The sequence below is a fragment of the Klebsiella sp. NPDC088457 genome, assembly GCF_044900465.1.
In the GTDB taxonomy this organism is placed as follows: Bacteria; Pseudomonadota; Gammaproteobacteria; order Enterobacterales; family Enterobacteriaceae; genus Klebsiella.
This window is the reverse complement of the sequence record NZ_JBJDNH010000050.1, coordinates 17,724-38,171: the sequence shown is the minus strand read 5'-3', so window position 1 is coordinate 38,171 and position 20,448 is coordinate 17,724. Positions and strand designations below refer to the sequence as shown.

At 55.1% G+C, this 20,448-nt stretch carries 17 protein-coding genes and 4 pseudogenes; 16 read left to right on the top strand and 5 right to left on the bottom strand.

Annotation, left to right across the window (positions count from 1 at the left end):
• Positions 1–109, top strand: a pseudogene (locus ACI2JR_RS23920) (IS630 family transposase); the annotation flags it as partial.
• 189 nt (positions 110–298) lie between these two features.
• Here the strand turns inward: ACI2JR_RS23920 and ACI2JR_RS23915 are convergent.
• Positions 299–1,354: a LacI family DNA-binding transcriptional regulator gene (locus ACI2JR_RS23915; RefSeq protein WP_462479631.1), complete on the bottom strand. Its 1,056-nt coding sequence runs from the start codon at positions 1,352–1,354 to the stop codon at positions 299–301.
• 182 nt (positions 1,355–1,536) lie between these two features.
• On the opposite strand from ACI2JR_RS23915, the gene hisD reads away from it, so the two are divergent.
• The 8 genes and pseudogenes from hisD to ACI2JR_RS23875 all read left to right on the top strand — a co-directional run.
• Positions 1,537–2,844: a histidinol dehydrogenase gene (hisD, locus tag ACI2JR_RS23910; protein ID WP_462479630.1), complete on the top strand. Its 1,308-nt coding sequence runs from the start codon at positions 1,537–1,539 to the stop codon at positions 2,842–2,844.
• Positions 2,845–2,854: 10 nt separating this feature from the next.
• Positions 2,855–3,619 (top strand): SDR family NAD(P)-dependent oxidoreductase, encoded by a 765-nt coding sequence (locus ACI2JR_RS23905; RefSeq protein WP_462479629.1) that lies wholly within the window; start codon positions 2,855–2,857, stop codon positions 3,617–3,619.
• Between the two features lie 14 nt (positions 3,620–3,633).
• Positions 3,634–4,836 carry an MFS transporter gene (locus ACI2JR_RS23900; RefSeq protein WP_462479628.1) on the top strand — a complete coding sequence of 401 codons (1,203 nt, stop codon included), beginning with the start codon at positions 3,634–3,636 and terminating at the stop codon, positions 4,834–4,836.
• Positions 4,833–5,573, top strand: coding sequence for an alpha/beta fold hydrolase (locus tag ACI2JR_RS23895; RefSeq protein WP_462479627.1), 741 nt, complete (start codon positions 4,833–4,835; stop codon positions 5,571–5,573). The genes ACI2JR_RS23900 and ACI2JR_RS23895 overlap by 4 nt, the downstream gene beginning before the upstream one ends.
• The gene (locus ACI2JR_RS23890; RefSeq protein ID WP_462479626.1) at positions 5,555–6,337 is read left to right on the top strand and encodes an HpcH/HpaI aldolase/citrate lyase family protein; all 783 of its coding nucleotides are present in this window, start codon (positions 5,555–5,557) and stop codon (positions 6,335–6,337) included. The genes ACI2JR_RS23895 and ACI2JR_RS23890 overlap by 19 nt, the downstream gene beginning before the upstream one ends.
• 10 nt (positions 6,338–6,347) lie before the next feature.
• Positions 6,348–7,532 (top strand): cupin, encoded by a 1,185-nt coding sequence (locus tag ACI2JR_RS23885; RefSeq protein WP_462479625.1) that lies wholly within the window; start codon positions 6,348–6,350, stop codon positions 7,530–7,532.
• A 244-nt stretch (positions 7,533–7,776) separates the two neighbouring features.
• Positions 7,777–9,117, top strand: coding sequence for an NAD(P)/FAD-dependent oxidoreductase (locus ACI2JR_RS23880; protein WP_462479633.1), 1,341 nt, complete (start codon positions 7,777–7,779; stop codon positions 9,115–9,117).
• 3 nt (positions 9,118–9,120) lie between these two features.
• Positions 9,121–9,477 (top strand): annotated as a pseudogene (locus tag ACI2JR_RS23875) (DDE-type integrase/transposase/recombinase); the annotation flags it as partial.
• Between the two features lie 107 nt (positions 9,478–9,584).
• Here the strand turns inward: ACI2JR_RS23875 and ACI2JR_RS23870 are convergent.
• Positions 9,585–10,073, bottom strand: a complete 489-nt coding sequence (locus ACI2JR_RS23870; RefSeq protein ID WP_462479624.1) for an Lrp/AsnC family transcriptional regulator — start codon at positions 10,071–10,073, stop codon at positions 9,585–9,587.
• Positions 10,074–10,131: 58 nt separating this feature from the next.
• On the opposite strand from ACI2JR_RS23870, the pseudogene ACI2JR_RS23865 reads away from it, so the two are divergent.
• The 7 genes and pseudogenes from ACI2JR_RS23865 to ACI2JR_RS23835 all read left to right on the top strand — a co-directional run.
• Positions 10,132–11,084 (top strand): annotated as a pseudogene (locus tag ACI2JR_RS23865) (ornithine cyclodeaminase).
• Positions 11,085–11,165: 81 nt separating this feature from the next.
• Positions 11,166–12,083 (top strand): citrulline utilization hydrolase CtlX, encoded by a 918-nt coding sequence (gene ctlX / locus ACI2JR_RS23860; protein WP_462479623.1) that lies wholly within the window; start codon positions 11,166–11,168, stop codon positions 12,081–12,083.
• A 363-nt stretch (positions 12,084–12,446) separates the two neighbouring features.
• Positions 12,447–13,685, top strand: a complete 1,239-nt coding sequence (locus ACI2JR_RS23855; RefSeq protein ID WP_462479622.1) for a bifunctional succinylornithine transaminase/acetylornithine transaminase — start codon at positions 12,447–12,449, stop codon at positions 13,683–13,685.
• Complete coding sequence (astA, locus tag ACI2JR_RS23850; RefSeq protein WP_462479621.1) at positions 13,682–14,719, top strand: arginine N-succinyltransferase; 1,038 nt, start codon at positions 13,682–13,684, stop codon at positions 14,717–14,719. Before ACI2JR_RS23855 ends, astA begins: the two co-directional genes overlap by 4 nt.
• Complete coding sequence (gene astD / locus ACI2JR_RS23845) at positions 14,720–16,222, top strand: succinylglutamate-semialdehyde dehydrogenase (RefSeq protein WP_462479620.1); 1,503 nt, start codon at positions 14,720–14,722, stop codon at positions 16,220–16,222.
• The gene (astE, locus tag ACI2JR_RS23840) at positions 16,219–17,199 is read left to right on the top strand and encodes a succinylglutamate desuccinylase (protein ID WP_462479619.1); all 981 of its coding nucleotides are present in this window, start codon (positions 16,219–16,221) and stop codon (positions 17,197–17,199) included. The genes astD and astE overlap by 4 nt, the downstream gene beginning before the upstream one ends.
• 269 nt (positions 17,200–17,468) lie before the next feature.
• Positions 17,469–18,071: pseudogene (locus ACI2JR_RS23835) on the top strand (transposase); the annotation flags it as partial.
• Between the two features lie 91 nt (positions 18,072–18,162).
• On the opposite strand, the gene ACI2JR_RS23830 reads toward ACI2JR_RS23835, so the two are convergent.
• From ACI2JR_RS23830 to ACI2JR_RS23820, 3 genes are read right to left on the bottom strand one after another with little or no spacing between them, the layout of a single operon-like run.
• Positions 18,163–19,050, bottom strand: a complete 888-nt coding sequence (locus ACI2JR_RS23830) for an agmatinase family protein (RefSeq protein WP_462479618.1) — start codon at positions 19,048–19,050, stop codon at positions 18,163–18,165.
• A gap of 16 nt (positions 19,051–19,066) precedes the next feature.
• Positions 19,067–19,759, bottom strand: a complete 693-nt coding sequence (locus ACI2JR_RS23825) for an ABC transporter permease (protein WP_462479617.1) — start codon at positions 19,757–19,759, stop codon at positions 19,067–19,069.
• Complete coding sequence (locus tag ACI2JR_RS23820; RefSeq protein WP_462479616.1) at positions 19,756–20,445, bottom strand: ABC transporter permease; 690 nt, start codon at positions 20,443–20,445, stop codon at positions 19,756–19,758. Before ACI2JR_RS23820 ends, ACI2JR_RS23825 begins: the two co-directional genes overlap by 4 nt.
• Positions 20,446–20,448 lie beyond the last annotated feature (3 nt).

The following is a 20,448-nucleotide window of genomic DNA, read 5'->3' as shown; positions in this document are numbered from 1 at the left end:
GCGCAATCATCAATGCCGTTCAATGTGGCAACTGTTGAAAAAAGTTCGTCACTTTATGGAAACGGCCAGTCCATTCCCCGGAGGTAAACATGGGCTGGCAAAAGTGTAGCGGTATTCGGCGCAGCTATTTAGATTATCCGTGGCGATTCACCTTTTGTTTTGTGCGGCAGAGTTGTTTCCCCACAGGGTGCATGGCTGACAGGCGGGCACCCTGTGGGTTTCGATACGATACACCATAGACCCAGAGAATATTGTGCGAAATTTAATCCGGTATCCCCGGACAGGCCGGGGAACAGGACTAATTGCCCACTTTTTCGCTTACCGCGTCACCGGCCGGCTGAGCGGGAATACGCGCGCTCTTACGCACGATAAGCCTGCCGGCCAGCACCTGCTGCACCGCCGGCGATGCGGCGTCGGCAAACTGGCGCGTAATAATGCGTATCGCAGAAGCCACCATTTCATCGACCGGCTGGACATAGGTGGTCAAATTAAATAATGGCCAGCCGGCCATGGCGATATTATCGAAACCGATAATGGAAATATCGCGGCCGGCGGTCAGCCCAAACTCGCCTACCGCCACGTTTAATGCGCCAATGGCCATAATATCGTTCGCGCAGAAAATGCCGTCCGGACGCTGCTTCCCGTTCAGCAGGGCGCGCGTTACCTCCATCACCGTTTCCATGCAGTAAAGCCCCTGGGCCCGCAGCGGCGCAGGAAAGCCGTGCCACTGCAAGCGCTCGGTGAAGCCTCGTTCACGGTCTCTACTGGTTGATGAGGAGTCGAAGCCGGCAATAAAGGCAAGCTGGCGATGTCTTCCTGCCACCAGGAAGTCGGCAATCTGCTCCCCGCCGCGCATGTTATCGCTGGTGACGCTGGAGACGTTTTTACTGGCATTCTTACGGTTGAGCAGCAGCACGGGCAGGCCGTTATGCTGGCACTCTTCGGCAAAATGCGAGGAGAGCATGGTGGAAACTAAGATCAGCGCTTCAACCCGATGACGCAGGATATCTTCGAGAATAGGGTCGGTATTCCCGTCGCTGTTCATCGAAAAGAGCAGCACGCTGTACCCCATCCCCTTAAAGGCCTGCACCAGCTCATCCACTAGGTCGGCGTAAAAAGGGTTCATCAGGCCAGGAACAACGACGCCAATAAGGTTTGAGCGGCGAGTAATAAGCGAGCGGGCAACGAAGCTCGGACGATAGCCAAGCTGGGTGGCCGCATCCTTGATTTTTTCGCGTGTGGCCGCTGAGACCTTCCCTCCCTCAGTAAACGCGCGCGACACCGCAGATTGTGAAACTCCGGCCAGTTTCGCCACATCGTAACTGGTCACCGGACGACGTGTACGCCCAACCATTGAGACATCCCTCCTGACACAAAATCGTAGGCCCATTATGGGCGATTGACGCGCCGATGCATAATTTTTGCGATCTGCGTTGCATTCGAATGCGTTAGTAATTTCCTTCCTGAGTCATTCGCGATAAATATATTTGCATTCGAATTCATTCGTACACAATACATCATCGGGAGTAAACAATCATGGCTAAATGGCTTAAACAGGGTGCTGAGGCGGAAGCCGTCAAAATCACCGACCGTCAGGTACGAGAAACGGTAGAAGGTATCCTGTCCGATATTGCCGAACGAGGAGATGCCGCGGTACGGGAGCTTTCCATCCGCTTTGATAACCTCGATCGTGCCAGCTATCGCCTGAGGGTAGAGGAGATCGCCACCTGCTATGAGCAGCTCTCCGAGCGCGACATCGCCGATATCGCCTTCGCCCAGGAGCAGGTACGTAATTTTGCTCGCCATCAGCGCGATAGCATGCGAGATGTTGAGGTGGAAACCTTGCCCGGAGTCATTCTGGGCCACAAAAACATCCCGGTTAACGCCGCTGGCTGCTACGTTCCCGGAGGCAAGTACCCCCTTTTAGCCTCGGCGCATATGTCGGTGATCACCGCCAAGGTCGCCGGCGTGCCGCGCATTATTACCTGCGCACCGCCCTTCAACGGCAAACCAGCGCCGGCCATCGTGGTGGCGCAGCATATGGCCGGAGCCGATGAAATCTACTGCCTGGGCGGCATTCAGGCGATCGCGGCAATGGCTATCGGCACGGAGACTATCGCGCCGGTTGATATGCTGGTTGGACCGGGCAACGCCTTTGTCGCCGAAGCCAAGCGCCAGCTCTTCGGACGCGTTGGCATCGATCTGTTTGCTGGCCCTACCGAAACATTGGTGATTGCCGATGACAGCGTCGACGGCGAGCTTTGCGCTACCGACCTGCTCGGCCAGGCCGAACACGGACCTGATTCACCGGCAATCCTGCTGACCACCTCAGAAACGCTGGCGAAAGAGACCCTTGCCGAAATCGAGCGTCTGCTTGCGATCCTGCCGACCGCGCACATTGCCCGCCAGGCGTGGGATAAGTTTGGCGAAGTGATCGTCGCTGAAAGCGACGAAGAGATGCGGGATATTGCCGATGGCCTGGCATTCGAGCACGTCCAGGTCATGACCCGTAATCCCGACTGGTTCCTGCAAAATCTGAGTAATTTCGGCGCGCTGTTCTTAGGGCCGCGCACCAACGTCGCCTATGGCGATAAGGTGATCGGTACCAACCATACTCTGCCTACCCGCCAGGCGGCACGTTATACCGGCGGCCTGTGGGTCGGTAAATTCCTTAAAACCTGCTCCTACCAAAAAGTCCTGACGGATGAAGCGTCGGCCCATGTCGGCGAATACTGCTCTCGTCTTTGCGCGCTCGAAGGATTCGCCGGTCACGGCGAGCAGGCCAATATTCGCGTCCGTCGCTACGGCCACAGAGACGTCCCTTACGCCGGAATTGTTGAATAAGGACCTGAAAATGGCGTTGCCAAAAACACCCAGCTTTCGCCTGGACGGCAAGCGTGCCCTGGTCACGGGAGGATCTCGCGGCATCGGTTTTGCCGCGGGTCTGGCGCTGGCTGAGGCCGGTGCCGAAGTGTGGATTGCCGCTCGCGACCGCTCGCAGCTCTCAGCGGCGGTAGATGCCGCCGGCGAGGCCGGGCTGAAGCTCAGCCCACTGGTGGTCGATATCACCCAATCCGCCGCGGTAGAACAGGCCATCGAGCATCTGCCGGCGCTTGATATCCTGATCAACAGCGCCGGCCTGGCCAGGCATCAGCCGTTTATCGACGTCAGCCGGGAGAATTATGACGCCGTCATGGACATCAACGTTCGCGCCACGTTTTTCGTGTCGCAGCAGGTGGCGCGGCGAATGATCGATGCCGGTATTCAGGGTTCGATCGTGCATATTTCATCACAAATGGGTCACGTCGGCGGTCCGATGCGCAGCGTCTACTGCGCGTCAAAATTTGCCCTCGAGGGTATGACCCGGGCGATGGCCATTGAGCTCGGACCCAACGGGATCCGCGTCAATACCCTCTGCCCGACGTTCATTGCCACCGAGCTCTCAAGGACTTCGCTTGCCGATCCAGCATTTCATCAGCAGGTTCTGAGCAATATTAAACTCGGTCGTTTAGGGCAGCTGGAAGATGTTATGGGGCCGGTGGTGTTTCTCGTATCGCCGGCGGCAGCACTGATCACCGGCACTGCACTATTAGTCGATGGCGGCTGGACCGCATCCTGAATCTGGAGGTTATTATGTCCCTGCAATTACTGCGTCGTGATGTCCTGCTGTTCTTTATTATCAGCCTGCTCTTTTTTGTCAGCATTCACGCTTTCGACCCGTTCCTTGCCCCCTACATCACCTCGCTCAACGTCGAGGCCAGAACCATGGGCATTATCATCGGCGCAACCGGCCTTGCCTCCATGCTCCTCCGCTTTCCCACCGGCATCCTCTCTGACCGCTTCCATAACCGCAAGCGCATCATTCAGATTGGCCTCCTTTTCACCATTCTCTCCTGGCCGGTCGTCTTCTTACACCCAACACCGGAGACACTCTTCATCGCCAAGCTCGCCGACGGCGTGACCAGCGCCACCTGGGTGATTTATAACGTCATGTTTGTCGCCTTCTTCCCGCCTCTGGAAGCCGCGGCCGCTATCGCCCTGCTCAGCGTCACCTCTCCCGTCGGCACCTTTATCGGCATCTCCCTTGCCGGCTTTATGGCCCGACACTTTGGCCCCCAGTCGAGCTTCCTCGTCGCCTCTTTTGCCGCCACTCTCGCCCTGGTTCTGACTTTCTTTATTCGCGAACGTCGTCCGCCGCTGGCTCGCGAAGATGCCGCTCAATCCGCCGTGCGCAGCCAACTCACCGACAAATCGGTCTGGTATCTCGGCGGACTCTGCGCCGCGGTAATGATGGTTCCCTTCGCCACCCGCGATACCCTCACTCCGCTGCTGGCCGAAGGCTTCGGCATGGCCGCCGGCTCGCTCGCCACCCTGAGCGGTATCCACCTCTTCTTCTACGCGCTCGCCACCGCCCTCTGCGCACCGCTGTTTTACCGCCGTCTCGGGCTGGCCAAAACGGCCATTATCGGCGGTCTGCTGCAGGGCGGCGTGGCCATTTCCATGCCCTATGCGCCCGACATCTTCGTGCTCTACGGCCTGCAGGCTCTCGCCGGCGTCGCCTTCGGGATGATTTCGACCGTCCTCAATTCGCTGATTGTCACCCATACTCCGGTGTGGCAGCAGTCCACCCGCGTTGGCCTGTACCAGAGTATCTACTCCGCCGGCATCTTCTTTGGCCCGGTGCTGGTGGGCTACATTAAATACTACTTTGCCATGAAGCAGGGGTTCCTCGTGGTCGGTCTGATCTCCATCCTTTCTGTGGTGCTGATCCGCCACGTTATCCGCATGGTTGAGGCCCGTCGCGAGCCGCAGCCTGCAAGCGTGCCGGCGGTATGATGCAGCCGATTAATAACGCCAGTGTCCCGCTGATCCTGCTCGGCGGTACGCTTTGCGATGAGCGGCTGTGGCAGCCGATGCTGGAGTGGCTCAACGTCAGCGACGTGCAGGTTTTTACCCTGCAGACGGATGATTCAGCCAAAGCTGCGGCGGAACGCCTGCTGGCGCAGTTACCGCCGCGCTTCTGCCTGTGCGGATTTTCGCTGGGGGCGATCGTCGCCCTGGAGATGCAGGCCATCGCGCCGGAGCGGATCGCCGGGCTGGGGCTGATTTCGGTTAACCCGCTGGCCGACAAGCCGGAAAACGCGACGGGTCGGCGACAGGCCGTCGAGCACGCCAAAGCCGTCGGCTTTGCGGCATTTATTACCCGGCAGCTGTGGCCGCGCTACGTCGCCCGCCGGCGGCAGAACGAAGAGCCGCTGCGCCAGCAGATTATCGCCATGGCCAACGGTTGCGGCCACGACGTCTTTTATCGACAAACGGAAATCGCTATCGGCCGCCGCGACCGTCGCGCCTGCCTGAGCCGGCTCGCTGTGCCACTCCTAATCCTCAGCGGCGAGGAGGATCCGATCTGTACGGCGGAACATCACCAGGCGGCGTTGCGGGCAGCGCCTTCTGCCCGCTGGCAGGAATTGCCCTGCGTAGGCCACTTCGTGCCGCTTGAGGCGGCGCAGGAGACGGCGAATGCGCTTCATTCATGGATAAACGAGGTTCTTGTATGCGATTCAACCCGCTAAAACATCGCCAGCAGCCGATAATTAACGGCTGGCTGGCCCTCCCCTGTAGCTATAGCGCCGAGATTGTCGGTCATCAAGGTTATGACAGCGTCACCGTTGATATGCAGCACGGTATGATTGACTTCGCTTCGGCGCTGAGCATGCTCCAGGCGCTCTCTTCAACTCCCGCGACGCCTATCGCACGGGTTTCGTATAACGATGGCGCACTGATCATGCAGCTGCTCGATGCCGGCGCCTATGGCATCATTTGCCCGATGGTTTCCAGCGCCGAAGAAGCGCGTCGCTTTGTTGCCGCCTGCCGCTATCCGCCGATGGGCAACCGTTCGTTTGGCCCTGCGCGCGCGCTGCTTTACGGTGGCAAGGATTATCCCCTACACGCCAATGAACAGATCCTGACGCTGGCAATGATCGAAACGCTCGATGGCTTAAAAAATCTTGAAGCCATTCTCGACGTCGAGGGCCTTGACGGGATCTTCATCGGCCCTAACGACCTCTCCCTGACCCTGACCGGCACCGCCAGCGCTGAGTCTCAGCACCCTGAGATGCTGGCGGCTATCGATCGCGTGCTGACCTATACGAAAGCGGCCAACAAAATCGCCGGAATATTTTGCACCTCAGGCCAGGCTGCAGCGGCGCGCATCGCCCAGGGTTTTACGATGGTAACCCCCGCAAACGACGTCATGCAACTCTCTCAGGCCGGACGTGATGCGGTCGCGCAATCCCGTGGCGAAGTTCCCCCTGCCCGTTCGGGTTCAGGCTATTAATGGAGACTTTATGAAAAATACCGTGTTAACACATGAAGAAGCGCGTCAGCGGCTGGTCACTCCGGCCGATATGGTGTCCTGCAGCGTGGCTTTTATCGACTGTAAGCTGCCCGGTTCCCACCTCAAGCAAAACTACTCGTTTATCGGCCCCGGCGTGACCCAGTCGAGCGAGCAGGTGATCAATATTCCGCTACCGCACGGCTTTAATATCGGCGCCGCCGCCATGCCGAAGGGGGTCACCAATAACCTGCACCTCCACTTCACCGCCGAGGTTTTCCTTATCCATGAAGGCAGCTGGCGTTTTCGCTGGGGAGCAAATGGCGAAAATGAAGCGACCTTCAGCGCCCCGGCGATTTTATCGATCCCGACGTGGATCTTCCGTGGTTTCACCAACGCATCCCCTACGGACACCAACGGCTGGGTCTTTACCGTCCTTGGCGGGGACAACACCGGCGGCATTATCTGGCACCCTTCGGTGATGCAGGCGGCAAAGGAGTACGGCCTGTACCTCAGCCGGGACAATATGTTGATTGATACCGAAAAGGGACACGCCGTTCCCGATGAGTCGGCACTGATGCCTGAGATTGCGCAGGCCGACATCGACGCGCTCACCCACTACACTCCCCAGCAAATGTCCGAGTTTGCAGTGACGGGCGAGCAGCGTGAGTGGTCGTCCCAGGGTTTACTCGACGCGGCCATCCCCGGTCACGGGGCGGAAATTGCCCCGGTGATTGGCTTCGGGATAAGCCAGGACCGCAACAGCCGGCCGAAAATTATCCGCCCGCATGGTTTCTCCGTGGAGTGGGTAAAGCTGCCGGCAGGCGGTAAATTTGGCCGCCACCGCTGCGAACAGGTGCAGGTCATTATGGTGTTTAAAGGCTCGCTGGAGGTCACCTTTAACCAACAGGGTGAAGAGGTGGTGATAACCGCGCCCGAACGCTCGGTTATCTCTATCCCGGAAAACTGCTGGCGGCAGTACCGCGCGCTGGACGGCGTCTGCGAAGTGACCTTAACCACCCGCGGCGATGAGCGTAAAACCCTCTACTGGGATGACGAGATCGTTGCCGCCGCCGAGCAGCAGGGTTGGGTTGTGGATCCCGACGGCTATCTCGCCGCCGCCGAACTTCTCCCGCTGACGGCGCGCAAGGTTTATCCGCGCGTACAGCGTGCCTATAGGAGCCGTCTCGGGGAGTAAAGCGCCCGCAATGCCTCCGGCCATCCCCCGCACCGGCCGCTAACGGCGGGCCAGAAGCAGCCCCCAGAATCCCTTTCCCGTAAAGCCATCTGAGCAATCAGATGGCTTTTTATTTGTTTTCTTATTTTGTGGTTTTTGTGTTGCTTTATGGTGACATTAGGCATCATTCCAGCACAGGAAAAATTTCTACGGAGCAGAAAACTCACGATTTTGATGTCGTCATTATTGGCGGCGGCGTTATTGGCTGCGCGGTCTTTCGCCGCTTCACCCTGATGGGCGCGCGTACGCTACTACGGGAAAAGGTGGCGATATTCTTTCGGGCGCCATCAAGGCAAATAGCGCCATTCTTCATACCGACTTCGACGCTCCTCCGGGTAGCCTGGAGCTGGCCTGTATGCAGGCGGGATATAGCGAATACAAAGCCATCCACCAGAAAATGAATCTTCCGCTTCTGGAAACCGGGGCCATTGTCGTAGCCTGGAATCAGGAGCAGCTGGAGGCGCTACCGGGAATCGTCGCTCAGGCACTCCAGAATGGGGTGCAGGACGTCGCGCAGATCTCATCGGAAGAGGTCTACCGGCGCGAACCAAAGCTGGCCGCCGGCGCATTAGGCGGCGTTCTGGTCCCGGGCGAAGGGATTATTGACTCCTGGAGCAGCCCGCTGGCCTACCTGACGCAAGGAGTTAAACACGGTGGGCAGTACCGCTTTAACTGCGAAGTGACCGGTGCCGAATTTAGTCATGGCCGCTGGACAATCCAGACTTCAGCGGGCGTTTATCGGGCCGCGCTGACTATCAACTGCGCGGGAAACCACGGCGATCGTATCGATGCTTTATGGTGTACCCCGAAATTTGAGATCCGGCCGCGTAAAGGCCAGTTCCTGGTTTTTGATAAACCGGCCTCGGCACAAATCAACGCGATTATTCTTCCGGTTCCCACCGCGCGCAAAGGCGTGCTACTGTTAAGAACCATTTTCGGCAATCTGCTGTTAGGACCGACGGCCGAAGAGCAGACCGATCGCGAGTGTGCCGAAATCAACGAAGCGGTATTGAAGTCCCTGATTACCCAGGGTGAGCGCGTTTTACCCTCTTTAACCGACTCCACCTACGCCGGATTACGCCCGGCAACTGAGTTAAAAGAGTATCGAATTTATCCCTATCCTGAAAAACAGTGGATAACCGTCGGCGGCATTCGCTCTACCGGCCTTACCGCCGCGCCCGGCATCGCCGGTTACCTGGAAACGCTCTATTTCCAGGACTTTGCGAGACTGTTCGAGCACGCACCGCCCGAGCGCCTGGTGTGGCCGCAGATGCCCACGTTGTCGGACTATGAACCGCGCGACTATACCTGCCCTGGCAACGGCGGCATGGTATGCCATTGCGAATGGGTCACGCGGCGGGAGATGGAAGCGGCGTTTGATTCCGCCGTGCCGCCGGGCTGTATCGGAGGGCTGCGGCGGCGAACGCGCGTCATGATGGGGCGCTGCAACGGATTTTTCTGTAGCAACCACGTTGCCGAAATTGTCGGCGATCACTTTAGCAATACGTTGATTACAGTTGCGGAAGACCCCCTTTCCCGTTTTTGACAGCTGACAGCTAAACGTCACGCCAGCGTAGCCTTGCGTTTCTTTCGCAAGGCGATTCGCCATCACGGTGAACCGGAAGTGGTCACTTTCGATAAAAGTGGCGCCAATGCCGCGGCCCTGGCCGTACACAACGCCGACAAACCTGATGAGGCAATGATTGCCATCAGGCAAAGCAAGTATCTGAACAACCTGGTTGAGCAAGACCACTGAAATATCAAGCTTCGGGTACGCCCGATGCTGGGATTCAAATCGTTTCGGAGGACGCAGACGATACTGGCCAGTATTGAGTTAATTCATATGATACGCAAAGGGCAATATCAGTACCCGGCAAACGGCGGAATGTCACCTGCGGAACAGTTTTTATTTACTGGTAGCCTGAATAACCGTCAACGCAACTTTTGCCAACTTTATGCCACTAACGCGACAGAGCCATTGTCGATATCCAAACTGACCCCTATACCGTCACGTCACATTTTACGGGTAGAGAGCAGAATACTGGTTTCTGTACTTGCCACGCCGGGTATACGTCGGATCCCTCCCAGCACCTTGTCAAACTCCTCAAGACTGCGCGTATGGATTTCCACCAACACATCCCAGCGGCCATTGGTCGTATGCAGGGTCGCTACAGCCGGTTCTCCCTGGAGTTCCTGGATGATTTTTGGTGCCTTGTTGCCTTCAATCGCAATGCTCATCCAGGCCCGGATGAGATTCACTTCCGGGACCTGCCTCATACGCACGGTATAGCCACAAATGGTGCCGTTCGCTTCCAACTGATCAAGATGCTTCTGCACAGTCGCGCGTGATACACCGATCCGCGTGGCAAGCTCACTGACTGGGATACGGGCGTTATCTCTTAACAATGTGATGATCTTACTGTCAATGTCATACATAAACAAATTGTTCCATTGAAATGCACAATTTGCTAAAAAATAATGCAATCTGCTTAATTCTGTCAACTATGCACCTGACAGATTGATCGTTATCCTATGTGCGTACCGAAACTGAGACAGAACAATGATGACTTTCATTGATATTTCACATATGCAACAACTGGTCAGAAAAACCGGCATACAGCAATTTATTACCGAACTCACGGGATTCGTCGAAGATTATTATCGGTCCTGGCCACATTTTCAGAAATGCCCGCGTGTCGCCAGTCATTCGGTGCTGGTCGTTATTGAATTGATGACGACGGCCAGCGAAATCCTCTATGGATTAAAATACGTTAACGGGCATCCGGCAAACGCTGATAAAAATATTCTGACGGTCATGGCATTTGACTCACAGACGGAAATAGACACCGGCTATCCCCTGCTGTTAAGCGAGCTCATGATGGCCACCGCATTGTGTACCGCGGTCGCATCAACGCTAGACGCGAATTATCTTGTATCACTCCATGCCAGGTCAATGGCGGTGATTGGAAACAGCGCACAAAGTGAATTCCAGATTTTGACATTCAACACATTGCTCGGTATGGGCCAGTTCCGTCTTTACGATAAAAAAACCCAGAGCATCTGAAAAACTAAAAATAATCTTATAGACCATCGGGACATTCATCTGAACATATCTGATTCTGTGGTAAAAGCGGTCCAGGGCGCGGAGATCATCACCACGCTCACAGTAGACAAAAAGAACGCCACCATTATTACGCCGGAAATGATATCCGAAACCGTGTATATTAATGCCGTCGGTGGTGACAGTAGGGGAAAACAGACATTTGTCCTGATGCTATCAGCAACGCCAAAGTCATGGTTGAATACGAACCCCAAAGCTGGGTTGAAGATGAAATTAAAAATATGCCAGCTAGTTTCTCTGTTCGAGAACTTTTGAAAATTATTAACGGTCATGTTAATCGTCGTGATTTCCAGCACGGGCTGGCTGTTTTTGACTCGGAGGGATTCGTGATCGAAGATTTTTCTACACTGTACTATATCAGGTATCTGTCTGAAAAATACTGTATTGGGTAAAAATTAAATTAGTGCCGCAACCTGCGGACCCTCGATATTTGTATAGTTATATCAAATAGACCTTATCAGCCTAGGTGAAAAATGCAAACCACAAGTCGTATATTCATGGTTCGTCCCGCGTCCTTTACCGTTAATCAGGAAACCGCAGTCACGAATCATTTTCAGCAGACAGCGAAAATTCCAGCTGCCGCGCAATCACTTGCGCTGGCCGAATTCACCCACTATGTCCATGCCCTGCAACAGGCGGGTATCGATGTATATGTTTTCGACGATCCCACGGGAACGGATACCCCTGATTCGTTGTTCCCCAATAACTGGCTGACGCTGGGCCAGCAGGGCGAAGCTATCCTCTACCCAATGGAAGCGCCAAACCGTCGCAAAGAACGAAATCCTGAGCTGATCGCCAGGCTGTCAGAACAATTTTCGATTAATCAGATCATCGACCTTTCACCGTTTGAGCAACAGGGAGAGTTTTTTGAGGGAACGGGTTCAATGGTGTGCGATCACGAAAACAAAATCGCCTGGGTTTGCCGTTCTTCGCGGAGTTCGCCGCATGTCATGACGTCGTTAGAGGAAATTATCGGTTACCGTGCAATATGGTTTAACGCTGATGACCGCAGGCAACAACCCATCTATCACACCAATGTGATGATGAGCATCGGGAAAAAATACGCGGTGGTTTGTTTTGAAGCGATCCGCAACCATCTGGAATCCACCATGATCTATAATGGGCTACGTCAGGCAGGTAAAGAGATTATCGATATAACCTTGGCACAGATGGAAAATTTTTGCGGGAATATTATCGAACTGCATGCCGAAAATAATGGACATCCCGTTCTGGCGATGTCACAGAGAGCATGGCAAGCTTTTACTGATTTGCAACGACATGTTCTTTCAGATTACGCCACTATTGTCGCCCCACCGCTGGATATTATTGAACAACTCGGCGGTGGTGGGGCAAGATGTATGGTTGGAGAAATATTCAGCCCGAGGTATTAGATAAAATATCTTTTTTAGATACATGGCGAAACATCATCATGTTTTTCGCGAATGCTGGCAGTATTGATCCCTGTGTTTTAGTACAGAAGTGAACATTCATACATTCCTTTTGATTAAGGGCCTTCGTAAAATACCAACAGAAAACAGTGCGTTTAAATAGGCGGTTATTTCACGATGCGAGCGGTTCATTATGGTGCATTGCGCCATCAATGAGTTCAATTGTTGTGCATGTTGTTTTTTATTTATAAGTACTCAATGAATTTTTTTTGAGAAGTATATGTCGTCGTGATTTCGATGTTCGTAATTATGAATAGTGAAAAGCGCAACCGTTTATCACTTCACGTTTAATCGCCAGGAGATCTTATGTCCCAGCAAGCGAATGCGGTACACCGCGAAGATTTTGACAAATATATGGTTCCGGTTTATTCCCCTGCCCCATTCATTCCCGTACGCGGGCAAGGCTCCCGAGTATGGGATCAGCAGGGAAAAGAGTATATCGACTTCGCCGGGGGTATAGCTGTGAATGCGCTCGGGCATGCTCATCCGCAATTGCTGGCGACACTGCAAACCCAGGCAGCCAGCGTCTGTCATCTAGGAAATGGCTACACCAACGAACCGGTGCTGAGGCTGGCGAAACTGCTGACAGACGCCACCTTTGCCGACAAGGCATTCTTCTGCAATTCCGGCGCGGAAGCCAACGAAGCTGCGTTGAAACTGGCGCGTAAAGTGGCTCGCGACAACGGATTGCCGAACAAAAACCGCATTCTGGCATTCGGCAACGCCTTCCACGGCCGCACGCTGTTTACCGTCAGCGCGGGCGGTCAGCCGAAATACTCACAAGATTTCGCGCCGCTGCCGGGCGGTATTGAGCATGTGCAATTCAACGATCTGGCCGCCGCTACGGCGGCCATTGACGACCAGACCTGTGCCGTGATCGTCGAGCCTATTCAGGGCGAAGGCGGCGTGCGGCCTGCGGACACGGCCTTCCTGCAAGGGCTACGCGAGCTGTGCGATCGTCACAGTGCACTGCTGATTTTTGACGAAGTACAAACAGGCGTCGGCCGCACCGGTGCGCTGTATGCCTACATGAATTACGGCGTCACACCGGACATTCTGACAAGCGCCAAAGCACTGGGCGGCGGCTTTCCGATCGGTGCCATGCTCACCACCGATCGGTTTGCATCAACTCTCAGTGCAGGCACGCATGGCACCACTTGGGGCGGTAACCCCTTAGCCAGCGCCGTTGCCGGTAGGGTTCTGACAATGATTAATACTCCCGAGGTGCTGGGCGGCGTGGCGCTACGCCACCGCTGGTTTATTGAAGGATTACAAAATATTAACACCCGAACCCCGCTCTTCAACGAGATCCGCGGCCGTGGATTACTGATCGGCTGCGTAATGAACCCGGCCTTCGCCGGTCAGGCAAAACGTCTCACCGGCTATGCCGCCGAAGCGGGATTGATGGCGCTGATCGCCGGGCCCGATGTGGTGCGTTTTGCCCCTTCGTTGATCATCCCCGAGGCCGATGTGCATGAGGGGCTGGCCCGGTTTGCCCACGCTGCGGAACGCCTCACCGCCGAAACCGGGAGTGATGCACGATGATGGTTATTCGTCCCGTTGAGTCCCGCGATCTGCCTGCGTTGATGGCGCTGGCGGGGAAATCCGGAGTCGGACTCACTTCTCTGCCACAAAACGAAGACATTCTGTCCGGACGAATCACCCGCTCTCAGGAAACCTGGCAGGGGCTGCGTCCACGTAGTGAACAGGGTTACCTGTTTGTGCTGGAAGACGCCGATAGCGGCTGTGTCGTGGGCATCAGCGCGCTTGAAGTCGCCCTGGGACTTCACGAGCCCTGGTACAATTTCCGGGTTGCACCGCTGGTGCACGCCAGCGCCTCGCTGAACGTGTACAACACACTTCAAACGCTGTTTCTCAGCAATGACCACACCGGTTGTACCGAACTGTGCACGCTGTATCTTGATCCGGAGTGGCGGCATAGCCAGAACGGCAAATTACTCTCCAGAGTACGGTTCCTGTTTCTGGCCGCGTTCCGCGACCGCTTCGCCAAGCGTGTGGTGGCTGAAATGCGCGGTTACAGTGACAGTAACGGCCGCTCACCTTTCTGGGAGGGGCTAGGCAACCGATTTTTTGCCATGGACTTCGCCCACGCAGACTATCTGACTGGTATCGGCCAGAAGGCGTTTATCGCTGAGCTGATGCCCCGATATCCAGTGTATATCGATTTTCTCCCCGAGGAAGCTAAAGCCGTGATTGGCGATGTTCACCCGGATACGGTTCCGGCCCGCCGACTGCTGGAGGCAGAAGGGCTGCGCTACCGTGGTTACGTGGACATCTTTGACGGCGGTGCCACGCTTGAGGCGGAACTGGACGAACTGCGGATGGTGAAAGAGAGCCACAACGTCGCAGTGTCGATACACGAAGCACTGGTATCGGCACCAGCCCCCACACTGCTGGTCGCGAACGATAGCTACCTCAACTACCGCGCTACTTTAGCGCCCGGGTATTTTACTCCCGAAGGCGTCCTGTGCCTGACGCCGTCCACCGCGGACACACTGGAAATCAATGCTGGCGATCGCGTCAGGGTAGTTTCCCTCAATCCTCTGGAGAGTCTATAAATGATGCACCCTTCACTCTATATCGCAGGTCAGTGGCTGGAAGGCCACGGAGCTGAATTTATCAAGACAGATCCATTAAATAACAAGCCTCTGTGGCAAGGCCGAGCGGCGGACGCGGCGGACGTCGACGACGCCTGTGCTTCGGCACGAGCGGCGTTCCCGGCGTGGGCGCGGCTGACGCTGGAGCAGCGCACGGCGATGGTGGAACGTTTCGCCGCTTTGCTGGAACAGCGCAAGGCGCAACTGGCGGCAGTCATTAGCCACGAAACCAGCAAGCCGCACTGGGAAGCGCAGATCGAAGTGCAATCGATGATCGGTAAAGTCGGCATTTCGCTGCGAGCACTCCAGCAGCGCACCGGCGATAGCCATACACCAATGATTGGTGGCGCGGCATCGCTGCGTCATCGTCCGCACGGCGTGCTGGCTGTGTTCGGCCCCTACAACTTCCCCGGCCACCTACCCAACGGCCACATCGTGCCCGCGCTGCTTGCGGGTAACTGCGTGGTGTTCAAGCCGAGCGAGCTGACGCCGTTCACCGCTGAAGAGACGGTCAAACTGTGGCAACAGGCCGGTCTGCCAGACGGCGTGTTGAACCTGGTACAGGGCGGACGAGACACCGGCAAGGCGCTGGCTGCCAGCCCGGCAATCGACGGCCTGCTGTTCACCGGCAGCGCAGGCACAGGCTATCAGCTGCACCGCCAGTTGGCCGGTCAGCCAGAGAAAATTCTGGCACTGGAGATGGGCGGCAACAACTCGCTGATTATCGATGAGGTTACGGATGTAGATGCGGCAGTCAACCTGACTATTCAGTCCGCCTTTATCTCCGCCGGACAGCGCTGCACCTGCGCCCGTCGTCTGCTGGTCAAGCGCGGCGCGGCGGGCGACGCCTTCTTGCAACGTCTGGTCACTGTGGCGAGACGCCTTCGCGTTGGCCGCTGGGACGCAGAGCCGCAGCCGTTTATGGGCGGTGTGATCTCCGCTCAGGCGGCAGGACGCATGATGGCGGCGCAGCAGCAGCTGCTGGAGCTGGGCGCAAAAACGCTGCTGCTGATGACCCGCCCGGAAGGCGACAACGCGCTACTGACGCCAGGCATCCTAGATGTCACAGATGTGGCGAATGTGCCGGACGAAGAGTATTTTGGCCCGCTGACATGCGTAACGCGCTACGAAAATTTCGACCACGCACTGTTTCTCGCAAACCACACCCGCTTCGGGCTCGCGGTGGGGCTGGTGTCTCCTGAACGTGCGCTGTTCGACCGCCTACTGCTGGAGGGGCGCGCCGGTATTGTCAACTGGAACAAGCCACTGACCGGCGCATCGAGCGCCGCGCCGTTCGGCGGCATAGGGGCCTCGGGCAATCATCGCGCCAGCGCCTTCTACGCAGCCGACTACTGCGCCTGGCCAATGGCCTCTTTGGAAAGCGAAACGCTGACGCTACCCGCCATACTACCGCCGGGGCTCAATCTTAACAATGTACAGTGTGGGAATAAAGAAGCACGATGAATGATTTCTTAGGTCTGACGCTGCGCGGCGTGATACCAGACGTTCTCGGTGGGGACAGAGAAACTCTATCCTGGCACTGGCGAGGAGAAGGCATGCTGGAGCTGGTTCCCCATACCAGTCATCGACGCGCCATCGTACTGTCGGCAGGTATCCACGGAAATGAGACAGCCCCCGTAGAACTGCTGGCGGCAATAGTAGATGACCTGCTGGCGGGCAGATTGCCGCTTGCCACTCGCCTGTTGGTGCTGTTCGGCAATCCCCCGGCCATGCGCGCTGGACAACGCTACCTGACCCACGATCTCAACCGCCTGTTCTCATGCCGTCACCGCCAATATCTTGACGGAAAAGAGCCCGGACGCGCCCGGGAACTGGAACAGACAGTGACCGACTTCTTCACTCGGGATGGTGACGACATCGAGCGCTGGCACCTTGATCTGCACACAACCCGGCATACGTCACACCTGCCGCTATTCGGCCTTCTGCCTTTTCAGCGCCGCCCCGACAGAGCTGCTTTGCTTACAGCACTGAACGCCGCTGGTCTGGATGCGCTGGTCAGGCATACCGAACCGGGCGCCACCTTCAGCCATTTCACTAGTGAACATCAGCAGGCAGACAGCTGCACACTTGAGCTGGGGGACGCCCGACGCTTTGGCGAGAACGACCTCACCTCGTTTGGCGCGGTGGACAATATGATGCGCGCCCTGTTAAGCGACGCACCGTTGCCGGATCGTACTGGCGACCCCATGCGCTATTTCAGGGTAAACCGGTCGCTGATTAAACACAGCGAGCCTTTGCATTTTCATCTGGACGCAGACGTTCCGAACTTCACTCCTCTCCCGGCCGGAACCCTGATCGGAGAGCTGCCGGGAGAATGCTGGCGGGTGGAACACTGCACCGAATGGATACTATTTCCCAATCCCAACGTCACTGTAGGACTGCGTGCTGGCTTACTACTGGTTGAAGAAACCAGGATATAGTACGCTCCGGAGAACTATTGCCGGATAATAACAACAGTGACATTTTCGTTACGCGGAGAGAAAGACAATGCTGCATGGTTTTGGTGGACTAATTTTTAAGGGTGCGCTAACCAGCTAAGAGCAAGCCCTGAGTTCAGTCGTACTCGCGGTAGCGAGAAACGGCAAAATTCATGTGATGCAGGCTCAGTTGACGATGCGGCAAACTGGCGGAGACGCTGGGTGAACATCATGATCTGGCGCTGCCGCAGTCGTTGCGGCAGTCTTCTGCTCGCAAACACCAGGCAGGATACCGCTGTATCCTGCCTGGTGTTGCTTATGGGGCAACAACGTGATGTATGAAAACGGGCTAATCACGGAGGCCGCTTACACGGCGCATTCGCGGAGGAAAATCCAGTTTTGCACTGTTGGTAACATGAGCTGTACGTTATCGAAGCAGAGCTACGCGGCAGCCCGGCGGAAAATCGGCTGTCGGTCAGAACAACGAAGACGGTGCCGCGGATTTAATCACTGTACGACTGGATACAGATGAAAATGCTGTCGCGCCACGCGAAGATAGCGAAGGCGATCGCTTATCTGCTTAAATATGGGATGCGTTGAACCTTTGCTGCCAGAATGGTTGGACGGAGATCGACTAAAATATCGCAGAGCCCCCCATGCGCGGTGTTGCACTGGGGCGCACGAACTGGCCGTTCGCCGGGTTAGATGCAGGCAGATAATGTTTTGCTAAACTATACTCGCTGATTGGCACTTGCAAACTCAACGGCCTTGAGCCGGAGAGATGGCAGCGTTACGTGCTCTGTCATATCCAGGACCGGCCGGCGAATCGGTTGCGTGATCAGCTGCCGTGGAAAACCGATCTCACCTCTGGATAAGCGTCAAGACGGTTCAAATACGACGCTTACTTTATTACTCTCCACACGTAAAGCATAAGGGCTGGCGTGTACGCACGCCAGCGTAATTTGTCTACTCAGACTGACTGCCATGTACCGCAAAAGTAAAAGCAAGATATGCCGCAAGTGTGGAGGTCATATCACCAACATCTTTCGTCGGGTTAACTTCAGTTATTGCCATTGCTGAACAGTGTGGTGCCAACATACTCACCATCTGCAGCGCCTGGTCAGAAGTAATACCACCCGGTTCATGTGCTCCAGCCCCCGGCGCATATGCCGGATCGACTGAATCTATATCGAAAGATAGGAATATGTGATCAGCATTTTTGACCCTTTCAAGTGCGCGTTTTACTGTCTCTTCAGGTCCGATTTTCAATACCTCACGTGCGCTGAGGTGAATCAGATCGTTATCGTGCTTAAATCTGCCCGAACTGGGGAAGTTAAAATGGCGTTCGCACAGTTGAATACAATCTGTGGGAGCGATACGCTCCAGCTCCAGTGAACGGCGCATACCACTTGACTGGCTATGACGTCCCTGCATTTCACTTTCGTCCATAAGATCGAGGTGGGCATCAAAATGAATGATGCCGATACGTCCAGGCAGCGCGTCATGAACGCCATGCGCTACCGGAAATAACAGGCTGTCATCGCCACCAATCATGATTGGCACACGACCAGAAGAAATTGATGACATTACTGCCTTTCGTGTTGCCGCAAAGGTTTTTAGCGTGTCACTTGGCACCACTTCAACATCACCACAATCGACCAGAAGTTGCTCTCCAACTTTCATTTCACGGTCACTTTCCAGGCAATAAATATTCCCCTGCTGAATACGCATATTGATCCAACGCGCGCATTCACGGACTTTGGCGGGAGCATAACGTGAGCCAGGCCAGCCTAATGTGGCTTCACCATCAAAGGGGATACCCCACAAATCAAATTGTCGTGTTTTTTTTTCCATAGATTCCTCTAGTAAATTAGCTGTGCGTTCTGTTCAAATAGCATGCATAGTGTTTTTCTAAATAACGAAATGCCGTCACCATTATTAAGGTGAGTGACAGATATATTGCTCCTGCGGTAACATAGGGTTCGAACTGAATATAATAATTAAGACTTATATTACGCGCGACGCCGGTCACTTCCATTAACGTCACTGTACTGGCAAGAGAGGTTGCGTGCAGCATCATAATGGTTTCGTTACCATATAAGGAGAGGGAACGGCTTAGCATCGCCGGGAATAATATTCTTCGAGCCAGAACAGGGAAACTCATACCATAAGCGTAAGCCGCTTCAATTTCACCAGCGGGAAGATGGCGCAAGCCACCGGCGAAAATTTCCGATGTATAAGCCGTGGTGTTCAGGATAAAAGCCAGCAGAACACAAACCAGTGGACTGGAGAGCCAGGGCCAGAGAATACTGGTACGTAATAAATCGAACTGCGCCAGGCCGTAATAAATCAGGAATAGCTGGATTAATAGTGGCGTACCACGGAAAGTGGTTGTATAGAGAAAGATCCCCCCCCGTATGAGACGTGGTGCATTGTTACGTGCCAATGCCAGTAGCACCGAGATAACAAAGGCAACGGACAATGATATACTAGTAAGCAGTAACGTTAAACTGGCTCCGTGGAGGTACATGTTAAAATTAGCGGCGATAATATCCCAGTTCATACGTTATTTCTCCGTACTACCAGCGCGTATTGCTGGCCGAGACGATGTAACACGGTTACGGACAGCAGCGTGATCGCCAAATAAAATCCAGCAGCCAGTAGATAAAAAGTAAAGGGTTTACCAGTCGATTCCGCCGCTCCTTTGGCACTGTACATGATATCCTGTAAACCCAATAGTGAAGCCAGCGCCGTTGCTTTAACCAGAACCAGCCAATTATTGGTAAAGCCCGGTAATGCCAGCCGAATTAATTGTGGCAGAATAATACGAAAAAAAATCGAGGTAGGGGTAAAGCCAAATGCCTGTGCTGCTTCCATTTCTCCTTGAGGAATGTTTATTAATGCATAGCGAAAAGTTTCCGTCATATAAGCACCAAAAATAAACCCCAGTGTGATCAGACTTGCAATGAAGGGGCTAAACTCTACGGAGTAATTCAGCCCCATGTTCTCCAGGAAATTATTCAACAGCGCAGGTGCACTATAGAAAACCAGCAACATCAGGACTAAATCTGGTATACCTCGAGCCAGTAAGGTATAAGGCGTAACCAGAGCCTGAATCCACCGCCTACCGGACTGTTTTCCTAATGCACCTAGCAGACCGAGAATGACGGATAATGACAACGATGCGAACGCCAGTTGCAGTGAAACCCATCCCGCATTCAGGACCATTAAATAGTAATTACCTGACATGTC